This window comes from Paracoccus ravus, assembly GCF_004522175.1.
Lineage (GTDB): Bacteria > Pseudomonadota > Alphaproteobacteria > Rhodobacterales > Rhodobacteraceae > Paracoccus > Paracoccus ravus.
In genome coordinates this window covers 75137-87264 of sequence record NZ_SDEB01000005.1, presented here as the reverse complement: position 1 = coordinate 87264, position 12128 = coordinate 75137, and the positions used below count along the sequence as shown (strand labels likewise).

13 protein-coding genes are annotated in these 12128 nt (G+C 63.7%); 8 read left to right on the top strand and 5 right to left on the bottom strand.

What is annotated here, in order from left to right; genetic code table 11:
• Nucleotides 1-2: 2 nt before the first annotated feature.
• Both ESZ60_RS05950 and ESZ60_RS05945 read right to left on the bottom strand, forming a co-directional pair.
• Nucleotides 3-1052 carry a DUF2235 domain-containing protein gene (locus ESZ60_RS05950; protein ID WP_245155591.1) on the bottom strand — a complete coding sequence of 350 codons (1050 nt, stop codon included), beginning with the start codon at nt 1050-1052 and terminating at the stop codon, nt 3-5.
• Nucleotides 1053-1094: 42 nt separating this feature from the next.
• Nucleotides 1095-2252, bottom strand: coding sequence for a type III PLP-dependent enzyme (locus ESZ60_RS05945; RefSeq protein WP_134679509.1), 1158 nt, complete (start codon nt 2250-2252; stop codon nt 1095-1097).
• 137 nt (nt 2253-2389) lie between these two features.
• On the opposite strand from ESZ60_RS05945, the gene ESZ60_RS05940 reads away from it, so the two are divergent.
• The gene (locus ESZ60_RS05940) at nt 2390-2821 is read left to right on the top strand and encodes an Lrp/AsnC family transcriptional regulator (RefSeq protein WP_134679508.1); all 432 of its coding nucleotides are present in this window, start codon (nt 2390-2392) and stop codon (nt 2819-2821) included.
• Here ESZ60_RS05940 and rsmD read toward each other — a convergent pair.
• Nucleotides 2818-3384, bottom strand: a complete 567-nt coding sequence (rsmD, locus tag ESZ60_RS05935; RefSeq protein ID WP_134679507.1) for a 16S rRNA (guanine(966)-N(2))-methyltransferase RsmD — start codon at nt 3382-3384, stop codon at nt 2818-2820. The genes ESZ60_RS05940 and rsmD overlap by 4 nt on opposite strands.
• Nucleotides 3384-4583, bottom strand: a complete 1200-nt coding sequence (locus ESZ60_RS05930) for an NAD(P)/FAD-dependent oxidoreductase (protein ID WP_134679506.1) — start codon at nt 4581-4583, stop codon at nt 3384-3386. The genes rsmD and ESZ60_RS05930 overlap by 1 nt, the downstream gene beginning before the upstream one ends.
• A 76-nt stretch (nt 4584-4659) precedes the next feature.
• Here ESZ60_RS05930 and ESZ60_RS05925 point away from each other — a divergent pair, with 76 nt between their 5' ends.
• Nucleotides 4660-5142, top strand: a complete 483-nt coding sequence (locus ESZ60_RS05925; RefSeq protein WP_134679505.1) for a peroxiredoxin — start codon at nt 4660-4662, stop codon at nt 5140-5142.
• Here the strand turns inward: ESZ60_RS05925 and ESZ60_RS05920 are convergent.
• On the bottom strand, nt 5076-5789 hold the full coding sequence (locus ESZ60_RS05920) for a winged helix-turn-helix transcriptional regulator (protein ID WP_134679504.1): 714 nt from the start codon (nt 5787-5789) through the stop codon (nt 5076-5078). The two genes, ESZ60_RS05925 and ESZ60_RS05920, sit on opposite strands and share 67 nt — an antisense overlap.
• Nucleotides 5790-5879: 90 nt before the next feature.
• Between ESZ60_RS05920 and ESZ60_RS05915 the strand changes: the two genes are divergently transcribed.
• The 6 genes from ESZ60_RS05915 to ESZ60_RS05890 all read left to right on the top strand — a co-directional run bounded on the left by ESZ60_RS05915 (nt 5880) and on the right by ESZ60_RS05890 (nt 12122).
• On the top strand, nt 5880-6233 hold the full coding sequence (locus ESZ60_RS05915) for a DUF1428 domain-containing protein (RefSeq protein WP_134679503.1): 354 nt from the start codon (nt 5880-5882) through the stop codon (nt 6231-6233).
• 10 nt (nt 6234-6243) lie between these two features.
• The gene (locus ESZ60_RS05910) at nt 6244-7032 is read left to right on the top strand and encodes a VOC family protein (protein WP_134679502.1); all 789 of its coding nucleotides are present in this window, start codon (nt 6244-6246) and stop codon (nt 7030-7032) included.
• The gene (locus ESZ60_RS05905; RefSeq protein ID WP_134679501.1) at nt 7029-7664 is read left to right on the top strand and encodes a YceI family protein; all 636 of its coding nucleotides are present in this window, start codon (nt 7029-7031) and stop codon (nt 7662-7664) included. The genes ESZ60_RS05910 and ESZ60_RS05905 overlap by 4 nt, the downstream gene beginning before the upstream one ends.
• Before the next feature lie 3 nt (nt 7665-7667).
• A complete protein-coding gene (locus ESZ60_RS05900) occupies nt 7668-8300 on the top strand; it encodes a glutathione S-transferase family protein (RefSeq protein ID WP_134679500.1) in 633 nt (210 codons plus the stop codon).
• A complete protein-coding gene (locus ESZ60_RS05895; RefSeq protein WP_134679499.1) occupies nt 8300-8968 on the top strand; it encodes a glutathione S-transferase family protein in 669 nt (222 codons plus the stop codon). The genes ESZ60_RS05900 and ESZ60_RS05895 overlap by 1 nt, the downstream gene beginning before the upstream one ends.
• 61 nt (nt 8969-9029) lie before the next feature.
• The gene (locus ESZ60_RS05890; protein WP_134679498.1) at nt 9030-12122 is read left to right on the top strand and encodes a valine--tRNA ligase; all 3093 of its coding nucleotides are present in this window, start codon (nt 9030-9032) and stop codon (nt 12120-12122) included.
• Nucleotides 12123-12128: the final 6 nt, after the last annotated feature.

Below are 12128 nucleotides of genomic sequence, written 5' to 3'. Positions count from 1 at the left end.
CCTCACAGGGCGGCTTCCGGATCGTTTCCGCGGGCATTGCCGATGCGCAGGCGCGAGAAAGGCGGCCGCCGCACGCGGGCGGCATGAGCCAGTTTTCCATGCAACCGCGCCGGGCCGGGATAGGGGCGCGGCACCGAGGGGTGCAGCGCCTCGCTGTCATTCTGCCCGGCCTCGCGCGGACCGCGCATCAGAAAGGCCTTGCCCCATTTATACCAGGATCCGACCGGAGGCGCCTCATGGTCGCAGGGATGGGCTTGCGCCCAGCCCTCGGGCAGGGGCAGCCCGGCCTCTTGCGCCCGCGAGAGCAGCCAGACCAGCGGCAGATTGGCCAGAGGGCGCGCAGCTTCCATCCCGCCCAACTGTCCGCCAATATCGGCATGGCATCCGCGAAACCACATCTGTTCGGTCCGGCTCTCGACGTCCTGCCAGAGGATCGGCTCGAAAGCGCGGCGGGTTTCGTCCAGCGCCAGGGCATGAACGCCTTGCGAGACATTGCCGGCCAACCGTCCCTTGGCATAGTCGAAACCCGGCTCGGTCACCGACCAGAGCAATGGCAGCCGGATGCCCAGGGACATGACCGTATCCAAGAGGCCGACCATGCGGATCGGGACGTGGTCATGGCAGCAATCCGACGGCAGTGCCGCTTGCGCGCCATGGCGGTATCTGGCCCAGGCAGTGGCGATATTCGCGTCGCTGGCCGCATCGGAACGCAGCAGCCCGACGGTCTCGATCATTTCGGCCAGGGCGCAGATGCCGATCCCGCCCCGCGAGTAGCCAAAAAAGAACAGCGGGTTGCCCGGCCTCCAATGCCGCGAGAGCCAGCCATAGGCCGAGCGGATATTCTGATCCAGCGTCTGTCCCGAAACCAGTTGCGGCAAGGTCCGCCAGGCGGCCCACTGTTGGCCGGGCGCGTAATGGATCTGCACCCGGTCCTGCCCGGTGCTCAGCAGCGCATGAATCCGCGCGATCGAGGAATCCTGTCCCTCGGTCAGCGAGGCGAAGGTGCCGTCCATCAGCACCACCTGGCAAAGGGCTTTGACGTCTGAATCCATGGCCCCAACCTAGCATGTATTTATTGCCGACCCATTGTTAGGTCAGAAAAGCGAACGCACCGTCAGGCGCGTGATCTGTCCAAAGCCATTGAAACGCGTATTCGTGACGGTTGAATATGCACCTGCCCCATGAAAAATCACAAAGTCCTCTTCGCGGATATTTGATGGCAGTGGCATGTCCCGGGCCAGCATGTCGAGCGAATCGCATGTCGGGCCAAAAACGATCCGGGCCGACGCTGGGGCCGTGCGTCGATGCCCGTCCGGGCTTATCACCTCGATACGTTCCAGCGCGCCGATCTGGGGAAATTCCTCCAATGCACCATAGATCCCGTCATTCAGGAAGACGCTTCCATCTTCCCGGATCGCCTTGATGCGGGTGATCAGCGAAAAGGCGTCGGCGCAAAGCGCGCGGCCGGGCTCACAGACAAGCAGCGGCCGGGCGGGACCAAAGGCCGCAATCGTGCTTTGCGCGATCACGCTGAATATCGCCTCGAGATCGGGCGCTTTCCCGGCCGCTCGATGCGAGGGGAAGCCGCCGCCGACATTCAGCCGGTGCGGCTGGATGCCCGCTGCCGCCGCGATCCGGGCGGCCTCATGGATGTAGCTCTGCCATGCCTGCGGATCTTTGCATTGCGTTCCGGGATGAAAGGTCATCGAGACCAGATGGCCCTTTTCGCTGGCGGCGCGCATCAGTTCGGCGGCGCGCGCCGGATCGGCACCGAATTTCGTGCCGAAATCATATGCCGCTCCCCGCACAGGCAGCTTGAACCGCACCGATATTTCGGCCTCGCCCGCACGAAGATGGGGCAGCAGTTTTGCCAGTTCGGTCCCGCTGTCGACCGAAAAGGACCGGATGCCGGCAGCGACCGCATGGCGGATTTCATCAGGGGCGCGGACTGGATTATGGTAGTGCCGCGCGGCTTCGGGCGCGACGCGGGCGATCAGGTCGATCTCATAGGGCGAGGCGACATCGAAGCCACGAATACCGGCCTTGACCAGATGGCGCAGAAGGCGCTCATCGGGATTGGCCTTGACGGCATAGGTGACCAGCCCCGGAAACCCGTGCAGGAATCGCGAGACCGTGGCGCGCAGCGCGGCGGGGTCAAAGACCATCACGGGATGCTGGGGCGCATGCAGGCGAATGATCTCGGCCGGATCGGTCCATACCGCCCGTGGTCCGCGTCCCTCGGTCAAACCCATTGGCCGTGCCCTCCCTTATCTATCACGCGACATTAAGTCTGCGCGCGAATCCTGACAAAGTGATGAGTCATTGGGATGGAATCGCGCGTGAATCATGCTAATTCGACGAAAATTTCGTCGTTTCGACAGGAGTGAGATTGGACGAGCTGGATCGGGGCATCTTGGCCCATCTCGCGCAGGATGCGCGGCAATCGGTGGCGGTTCTGGCGCGGCGTCTGAAAGTGGCGCGCTCGACCGTGCAGGCCCGGCTGGAGCGGCTGGAGACCACCGGCGCGATCGCGGGCTACACGCTGCGGCTGGGCGATGCCGCGCGCGAGAACCGGATCCGCGCGACCTGCCTTCTGACCATCGAGCCGCGCGCCCAAGCGGGTATCCTGACGCGGTTGCGCAGCCTGCCCGAGGTCGAGCGCATCCATACGACCAGCGGCAGGGTCGATCTTTTGCTGCAACTGGCCGCCACTTCGACGAGCCAGCTTGACGATGTGCTGGATCAGATCGGCAGCCTGACCGGCGTCAAATCCAGCGAGAGCCTGATCCACCTGTCCACGAAGCTGGACCGCGCGATCTAGGGCGCTTCGAGCCGCAGCAGCGTAATGACCGTGTCGCCATATTTGCGCTGGTCGATGCGCTCGAATCCCGCGAGGGCGGGCGGAGGGGTGGATTCCTCCCAGGCGATCATCGCGCCGGGGGCGATCCAGCCTCCGGTCCTGGCGGATTCCAGCGCCAATTCGCCCAAACCCTTGCCATAGGGCGGATCGAGGAAGATCAGGTCAAATCCCGGCCCGCGATTTTCTCCGAGCTTGGTCGCATCGCGCCGCCAGACATCACTCACGCCCATGGCGCGGGCCTTGTCGATATTCTGCCGAAGCAGCGCCCGTGCCGTGACCCCATCATCGACAAAGGCCACGCGGGACGCCCCGCGCGACAGGGCCTCGAGGCCCAAGGCTCCGGTGCCCGCAAACAGGTCCAGAACCCGCGCATTCGGGATCGGATTGCCATGCGTGCCATTGACCAGCAGGTTGAAGATCGACTCGCGCACGCGGTCGGTCGTCGGGCGCAGATGCGCCGCGGCATCGCCCGCGCCGACATCCGCAAGTTTCAACCCGCGCAGATTGCCACCGATGATCCGCATTACATCAGCGCCTTCAGGTCGGCGGCTTCAAGCACGGCCTCGGGCGCGGGGGATTTGCCGCCCTCGATCAGCCGCTTGCCGATCATGTAGGCGCGGGCATCGTTCAGCGCATCGACGGCCACCAGCCGGTCGCCGCGATAATACCAGACCGAGCCGCCATGCGTGCCTGCGCCGGGCCGTGTCACGACGCGGTCGTAACCCGCATTCAGGCCCGCAATCTGCAGTTTTGCGTCGAATTGATCCGACCAGAACCACGGTTTCGGGACATAATTCTTGCCCGCGCCCAGAATGTTGGCGGCGACTGCCTCGGCCATGTCGATGGCATTGCCGACGCTTTCCAGCCGCATCTGGCCGTCGGGGGCGGGGAAGCTCGCGCAATCGCCCGCCGCCCAGATCGCCGGGTCCGAGGTCCGGCCCTGCGCATCGGTGGCGATGCCATTGTCGAGCGCGAGCCCAGCGGCCTTGGCCAGACCGGTTTCGGGGGTGACGCCGATGCCGCAGATCACCAGATCGGCGGCAATCTCGCGGCCATCCGAAAGTGTCACGCCCGTGGTGGCGCTTTCTCCGGTGATGCGCTCGATACCCGTTCCCTCTATGATCTCGACGCCGTGCGACAGATGCAGGGCGCGGATCATGTCGGCGGTCTCGGTCGCGGCGACGCGGCCTAGGATGCGGGGCGCGGCTTCGACCAGAGTGACCTCGAGGCCAAGTTTGCGGGCCACGGCTGCCGCCTCAAGACCGATATAGCCGCCGCCGATCACCACCAGCTTGCGACCCTCGACCAGAGCCGGTTTCACCGCCGCAATATCGGCGAGGTTGCGCACGACATGGACGCCCGCGAGATGGCCGCCGATGCGCTCGGGCAGGCGGCGCGGCGCCGCCCCCAGCGTCAGGGCAAGCGCGTCATAGGCGACCTCGCCCTTGTCGGTGACGACGATGCGGCGGGCGCGGTCGATTGCGGTCGCGGATTCGCCGAGGCGCAGGGTGATGCCGTGCTCGTCCCACCAATCTGTGCCGCGCAGGGTCAGGCGGTCCAGATCCATCTCGCCCAGCAGATAGGCCTTGGACAAAGGCGGGCGCTGATAGGGCGGCGCGGGCTCGTCGCCGATCACGGTGATCGCGCCTTCATGCCCCAGCGCCCGCAATTTCGCTGCCATCGAGGCTGCCGCCTGCCCCGCGCCAAGGATCACGATATTCATTCCAAGCCCTTCTGGTCTGCCCAAGGCGCGCAGCCTATAGTCCGCCCCGCATTGATGCAATTCATGGAGAACGCGCATGTCCATTTCGAAAGGCGACACGCTGCCCGCCGGCAAACTGTTCAAACTCGGCGAAGCCGGTCCGGCCGAGGTCGACACCGCCGAACTGGCGCAGGGCAAAGTGGCGATCTTTGCCGTCCCCGGTGCCTTCACCCCCACCTGCTCGAACAGCCATATGCCGAGCTTCGTGAAGAACGCCGACAAGTTCCGCGAGAAAGGCGTCTCGCGCGTGGTCTGCATCACCGTCAACGACCCCTTCGTCGCGGGCGCGTGGTCGAAAGCCACCGGCGCGGCTGACGCCGGGATCGAGGTTCTGGCCGATGCCGATGGCAGCTACACCAAGGCGCTTGGCCTCAACATCGAGGGCGCGGGCTGGGTCAATGGCCGCTCGAAGCGCTATGCGATGCTGGTCGATGCCGGCGTCGTGACCGAGCTTCAGGTCGAAGAGGCCGCCGGGGCCTGCACGATATCCTCGGGCGAGTCGCTGCTGGATCTGGTCTGAGGCCTGAGGCTGAAGTAGCTGGTAAACTCTTGCGCGGCGGCGACGTCGCCGTGCAGGGCAATCCGCCCCGCAGCCGCCAAGGCCGCAGGCGGCGGGCCGTAAACTGCCGAGGCGAGCGCATTGCCGCCGCCCTCAAGGACGAAATCCCCCGTCGGTGTTCGGGTGGTGCGGACCTGCGGCATGCCATCCTTGGACAGGGTGACTTCAAACCCCTCGGTCCCCGAGAGGAACCCCGCCCGCAGCTGCGAGCCCGCTGCCCTTGCCCGGTCCACCGTCGCCGAAATCGAGATCATCAGCGCCGAGACCGAGATGAATTTCTTCGGATCATGGCCCGGCAGCAGCAGCGCCCAGCGGCAAAGCTCGGTCAGCAGGGGATGCAAGCTCCTGCCCAGATCGGTCAGGCTGTAAACCGCGAGCACCTCGTCATGGGCGACGATCCCCGACTGGACCAGTTGCGCCAGCCTTTGCGTCAGCACGCTGGCGGTGATCCCGGGCATTCCGGCGCGGATCATCTGGAAGCGCTTGGGGGCGAACATCAATTCGCGCACCACCAGAAGCGCCCAGCGGTCTCCAATGAAATTCAGGGCGTGGGCGCCAAGGCAGCCCTCGTCATAGCGGAGTCGCGGGGATTGGCCGATGTCAGTCATGTTTTCATATTAACAGTTGCTTTTTACAACTGCAACTGAGACGCTTCGACTCACCCGGTGTTTTTCAACGCCGTGAGAGGAGGACGACAGATGACTTACTTTTCCGGTTTTCTTCTGGCTGTGCCGACCGAGAACAAGCAGAAATACGTCGATCACGCGATCAAGGCCTGGCCCTATTTCAAGAAGGTAGGGGCTTTGCGCATGGTCGAGAACTGGGGCGTTGACGTGCCCCATGGCAAGGTCACCGACTTCCACATGGCCACCAAAGCCAAAGAGGACGAGACGGTGATGTTTTCCTGGGTGGAATGGCCGGACAAGGCCACGGCCGACGCCGCCTATGAAAAGATGATGTCCGATCCCGAGATGTCGAAAATGGGCGAGATGCCCTTTGACGGCATGAGGATGATGTGGGGCGGCTTCGAACCCATCGTCGACGTCAACTGAGGGGGTGGCCATGTATCACGGAAAACCATGCTGGTTCGAGCTTTCGACCGCCAAGGGCGCGCTGGCCGATGCGGAGGCCTTCTACGGCAAGGTGTTCGATTGGCAGACCCGCGATGCGAATGTCCCCGGCTTTGCCTATCATCTCGCGAGCCATGGCGAGGACATGGTCGCGGGCCTGATGGAGTTGCCCGATGAGCGCGCGGGCATGCCGCCCTTTTGGCTGGTCTATTACGACGTGGACGATGCCGATGCCGCCGCCGCCAAGGTCAAGACATTGGGCGGCAAGGCCTTTGTCGAACCCGCCGACATTCCCGGCACGGGGCGCTTCGCGGTACTTTCCGATCCGCAAGGCGCGGCTTTTGGCGTGTTGCAACCCTTGGGGATGGAGCCCCAGCCCCCGGCTGATTCCGGGGCCTGGAACCAGAACAAGGAAAGCCACGGCAATTGGGTCGAGTTGATGTCCTCGGACCCTTCGGCGGCCTTCGATTTCTATGCCGAGCTTTTCGGATGGACGAAATCCACGCCGGTCGACATGGGCGAGATGGGAACCTATCAGCTTTTCTCGTGGAATGGCGGGGATATCGGCGGGATGATGGGGCTGGGGAATTCGCCGGTTCCCAATTGGCTGCCCTATTTCGGCGTGAACGGCGTAGATGCCGCGGTCGAGCGCATCAAATCGGGCGGGGGCGAATTGTTGCATGGACCCGTTCAGGTTCCGGGCGACGCCTATATCGCCTTCTTCCGCGACCCGCAGGGTGCGCATTTCTCGGTGGTCGGACCCAAGGACGTCTCGACATGATCCGGACGACCTGCCTTGTGCTGGCCCTCTGCGTCGCCCCCTTGGCGGCGCAGGATTACAAGCCGTCGGACGTGCCGCATGGACAGAAGGATTATCGCGCGGCAGGTGCGGGGACCTATGCGCTGGATCATTATCACACGGGTATCATCGCCCGGGTTCTGCATCTGGGCTTTTCCTACAGCGTGTTCCGCTTCGAGAAAGCCAGCGGAACACTGGAATGGAACCCCGACGTTCCCGAGGCCAGCGCGCTCACCATCGAGGTAGATGTCGCCTCGGTCAACAGCCCGGTCGAAGGCTTTGCCGATGTCCTGCGCGGCACGGATTACTTCAATGTCGCAGAAAATCCCAAGGCGACCTTTGTCTCGGACAGCTTTGCCCGCGACAGCGAGACGACGGGCCGGGTTTCGGGACCGCTGACCCTGATGGGTCGGACCCATCCTGCCACATTCGATGTCGAACTGATCGGCGCGGGCAGGGGCTTCACCGGCGACGAGAACGGCAATCCCGTGATCCGCGACCTGATCGGCATCAGCGCCGAAACGCGGATCGACCCGCAGGCCTACGGCCTCAACGCATTCTTCACCGAGCCGATCCTGATTTCGATCGACGCGGAATTCGCTCGAAAGGAATGACTCATGACGCTTGTCATCACGACCTATGACTGGGTTCCGGATTTCGCGCGCGGCTTCGTGCGTGATCTGCGGATCCGCTGGGCCTGCGAAGAGGCGGGTCTTGCCTACCGGATCGAGACCACTCCGGTGCGGCAAAAGACCCCCCAGCATTTTGCACGCCAGCCCTTTGGCCAGATCCCCATTCTGCGGGACGGCCAGATCGACCTGTTCGAAAGCGGCGCGATCCTGCTTTATCTGGGCGAGGATCACGAAGCGCTCATGCCGCGCGAACGCAAGGCGCGGGCCGAGACGCAGCAATGGCTGATCGCCGCGCTGAACAGCCTTGAACCTGTGGTGATGAGCTATGTTCTCGCCAAGCTCTTCGACAAGGACGAAAACGCCGCCAGTCTTGCGCGTCCGCGGCTGCATGAACGGTTGAAGCAGCTTGTACCCGTGATCGAGGGACGCGCCTTCATCGCGGCGGGCCGCTTTACGGTGGCGGATATCCTGATGGCGGATATCATCCGGGGCGTCGACAGTTTTGGCGACCTTGGCGATTATCCCGCCTTGCGCGCCTATGCCGAGCCGATCCTCGCCCGCCCCGCCTTCCGCCGCGCCCATGCCGCGCAGCTGGAGCATTTCGCCGAGGCCGCGTGATGTTGACCTTTTATGGCCATCCACTGTCCTCATATTCGCAGAAGGTCCTGATTGCGCTTTACGAAACCGGCGTGCCCTTTACCTTCCGCCAGATCGATCTGGACAAGGACGACGACCGCGCCCTGATGGCCTCGATCGAGCCCATGGGCCGGATGCCGGGGCTGCAGGACAGCGCGCGCGGAGTGATCCTGTCGCAATCCTCGGTGATGATCGAATATATCGACCGCCATTATCCGGGCCCGCATAGGTTATTGCCGCAGGACCCGGATCAGGCCCTGCTGGCGCGGCAATGGGCGCGTTTTTTTGATTTTCAGATCATGCAGGTGATGCAGCAGATCGTCGATGCCCGGCTTTTCATGGCCGAGGGGGCCGAGCCACAGGTCACGGCTTTTGCGCATGGCAAGCTGGACCTTGCCTATGCCGCATTGGACCAGCATCTGACCGGGCGGGAATGGGCGTTGGGGGATTACGGTGTGGTGGAATGCGCCGCATCGCCCTCGCTCTTCTACGCAGGCATCCTGCGTCCCTTCGATGACTATCCCGCGCTTTCCGATTATTTCGAGCGCCTGCTTGAACGCCCCTCGTTCCACCGCGCCCGCATCGACGCGCTACCCTATCTGGGCTGGTTCCCGTTTCAGGACCTCATTCCGGCACGCTTCCTGACCTAGCGCCTCTTGGCCTTTTGACTGCATTTCGCTATCCCCTTTTTCGATCAAAGGGGTGACCAGTATGGCCATGGAAAAGAATTTCGACGCGAGTTCCGCCGAGGCGCGGATCGCGGGTGAATGGGCGGCAAGCGACGCTTTCGCCGCGGGTGCCAATGCAAAGCCGGGGGCCGAGAGCTTCTCGGTCGTAATCCCACCCCCGAATGTCACCGGCAGCCTGCATATCGGCCACGCGCTGAACAACACGCTGCAGGACATCCTTGTCCGCTGGCACCGCATGCGCGGCTTTGACACGCTGTGGCAGCCCGGCCAGGACCATGCCGGTATCGCGACCCAGATGGTCGTCGAGCGCAAGCTGGCCGCCGAAGGAAAGCCGCCGCGCCGCGAATGGGACCGCAAGGATTTCACCAACGAGATCTGGCGCTGGAAGCAGGAATCCGGCGGGCAGATCATCAACCAGTTGAAGCGCCTCGGCGCCTCCTGCGACTGGTCGCGCAATGCCTTCACCATGTCGGGTGCGCCGGGCGCGCCGGCGGGTGAGGAGGGCAATTTCCACGATGCCGTCATCAAGGTCTTCGTGGACATGTATGAAAAGGGCCTGATCTATCGCGGCAAGCGGCTGGTCAACTGGGACCCCCATTTCGAGACCGCGATCTCGGATCTGGAAGTCGAGAACCGCGAGGTTCCCGGCCATATGTGGCATTTCAAATACCCGCTCGCGGGCAATGCGACTTATGAATATGTCGAGCGCGACGATGACGGCAACGTCACCCTGCGCGAGACCCGCGACTATATCAGCATCGCCACCACGCGTCCGGAAACCATGCTGGGCGACGGCGCGGTTGCCGTGCATCCGGACGATGCCCGCTATGCCCCGATCGTCGGCCAATTGGTCGAGATCCCCGTCGGTCCCAAGGCGCTGCGCCGCCTGATCCCGATCATCACCGACGAATATCCCGATCCCGATTTCGGCTCGGGCGCGGTCAAGATCACCGGCGCGCATGACTTCAACGACTATGGCGTCGCGACCCGCAACAATATCCCGCTTTACGCGCTGATGGATACCAAAGGCGCGATGCGCCAAGACGGGTTGTCCTACGAGGAAAGCGCCGAAATCGCGACCCGTGCCGCGCGTGGCGAGGATGTCGGCGATGTTTCGAACGTGAACCTCGTCCCCGAGGAACTGCGCGGCCTCGACCGCTACGAGGCCCGCAAGCTGGTCATCGAGCAAATCAATGCCGAGGGTCTGGCCGTCACCTATCTGCATAAAGAACTCGACAAGGAAACCGGGGCCGAGCATCTCGAACGCCGCCCGGTGGTTGAGAGCAAGCCGATCATGCAGCCCTTCGGCGACCGTTCCGGCGTCGTGATCGAGCCGATGCTGACCGACCAATGGTTCGTCGATACCGCCAAGATTGTCGGCCCGGCACTGGACGCCGTGCGCAGCGGCAAGACCCGTATCCTGCCCGAGCAGCATGAGAAGGTCTATTTCCACTGGCTGGAAAATATCGAACCTTGGACCATCTCGCGTCAATTGTGGTGGGGCCACCAGATCCCGGTCTGGTATGGTCTTGACCTGCGTCTTGAGGGTCAGGTCGATGACGACCAAGATGGCGCGCTGGACGATGTCGAAATCTTCGCCCTGCTCGAAGAGGGCCTTGTCCATCGCGATGAGATCCACCACGCCGCCCCGAATTTCGCAGGCGTGGTCGAGCAGTTCCGCGACAGCATCGCGGGCGCGCCGCAACCGCTGGAAATCAGCCGCATCGTCGAGGTCGCCGATCGCGCGGCTGCGATCGATCTGTTCGCGCAGGCGCTGGCCGATTACAACCTGACGCAAGACCCGACGAAGCTGGTCTATCCGGTCTGGCGCGATCCCGACGTGCTCGACACCTGGTTCTCGTCCGGCCTCTGGCCGATCGGGACGCTGGGCTGGCCGGAACAGACGCCGGAACTGGCGAAATACTTCCCGACCTCGACCTTGGTCACGGGCTTCGACATCATCTTCTTCTGGGTTGCCCGGATGATGATGATGCAGCTTGCCGTCGTTGGCGACGTGCCCTTCCGCACCGTCTATGTCCACGGCCTTGTCCGGGACGAGAAGGGCGCGAAGATGTCCAAGTCCAAGGGCAACGTCATCGACCCGCTGACGCTGATCGACGAATTCGGCGCCGATGCGCTGCGCTTCACGCTGACCTCGATGGCGGCGATGGGTCGTGACCCGAAGCTGGGGCCGAAGCATGTCGAGGCAAACCGCAACTTCGTCACCAAGATCTGGAACGCGACCCGCTTTGCCGAGATGAACGGCGTGAAAGGTGGCGTGGCCCGTCCCGAGCCCAGCCATGTCGTGAACCGCTGGATCATCGGCGAGGTCGCCCGCATCCGCATCGCGACCGACGAGGCGCTGGCGACCTATCGCTTCAACGATGCCGCGACCGGGCTTTACGCCTTTGTCTGGGGCAAGGTCTGCGATTGGTATGTCGAGTTCTCGAAGCCGCTTTTCGACGGCGAGTTCCGCGAGGAAACTCAAGCCACAATGGGTTGGGTGCTGGACCAGTGCTACACCATGCTGCACCCGATCATGCCCTTCGTCACCGAAGAGCTTTGGGCGCTGACCGGCGATCGCTCGAAAATGCTGGTGCATGGTGACTGGCCGGAATTCGGCGCCGAGCTGATCGACGCCGAGGCCGACCGCCAGATGAACTGGGTGATCTCGCTGATCGAGAACATCCGCTCGGCCCGCGCCCAGATCGGCGTTCCGGCAGGCGCGCGTCCCGATCTGATCGTGACCGAGGCGGATGCGGCTGCCCGTGCCGCGCTGGCCGCCAATGGCCCGCTGATCGAGCGTCTGGCCCGCGTCAATCCGCCCGCCGAGGGCGCGATGGGTCCGGGCATGATCTCGGTCGCGGCGCTCGGGGCCAGCTTCGGCCTGCCGGTTGGCGAGATGATCGACGTCAAGGCCGAGACTGCGCGTCTGGAGAAATCCGTCGCCAAGACCGAGAAAGACGCCTCGGGCCTGCGCAACCGTCTGGGCAATCCGAAATTCGTCGAGAATGCGGAAGCCGAAGTGATCGAGGAAACCCGCGAGAAGCTGACCGCGCTTGAGGACGATATCGCTCGCATCCGCGCCGCTTTGGCGCAGCTTGCGGCGATGTAAGGCTGG

Coding starts and splice junctions, on each gene's coding strand:
- ESZ60_RS05895 (WP_134679499.1), top strand. CDS start 8,300: ATGTTGACCTTTTATGGCCATCCACTGTCCTCATATTCGCAGAAGGTC.
- ESZ60_RS05950 (WP_245155591.1), bottom strand. CDS start 1,052: ATGGATTCAGACGTCAAAGCCCTTTGCCAGGTGGTGCTGATGGACGGC.
- ESZ60_RS05915 (WP_134679503.1), top strand. CDS start 5,880: ATGACTTACTTTTCCGGTTTTCTTCTGGCTGTGCCGACCGAGAACAAG.
- ESZ60_RS05930 (WP_134679506.1), bottom strand. CDS start 4,583: ATGAATATCGTGATCCTTGGCGCGGGGCAGGCGGCAGCCTCGATGGCA.
- ESZ60_RS05945 (WP_134679509.1), bottom strand. CDS start 2,252: ATGGGTTTGACCGAGGGACGCGGACCACGGGCGGTATGGACCGATCCG.
- ESZ60_RS05920 (WP_134679504.1), bottom strand. CDS start 5,789: ATGACTGACATCGGCCAATCCCCGCGACTCCGCTATGACGAGGGCTGC.
- rsmD (WP_134679507.1), bottom strand. CDS start 3,384: ATGCGGATCATCGGTGGCAATCTGCGCGGGTTGAAACTTGCGGATGTC.
- ESZ60_RS05900 (WP_134679500.1), top strand. CDS start 7,668: ATGACGCTTGTCATCACGACCTATGACTGGGTTCCGGATTTCGCGCGC.
- ESZ60_RS05905 (WP_134679501.1), top strand. CDS start 7,029: ATGATCCGGACGACCTGCCTTGTGCTGGCCCTCTGCGTCGCCCCCTTG.
- ESZ60_RS05925 (WP_134679505.1), top strand. CDS start 4,660: ATGTCCATTTCGAAAGGCGACACGCTGCCCGCCGGCAAACTGTTCAAA.
- ESZ60_RS05910 (WP_134679502.1), top strand. CDS start 6,244: ATGTATCACGGAAAACCATGCTGGTTCGAGCTTTCGACCGCCAAGGGC.
- ESZ60_RS05890 (WP_134679498.1), top strand. CDS start 9,030: ATGGCCATGGAAAAGAATTTCGACGCGAGTTCCGCCGAGGCGCGGATC.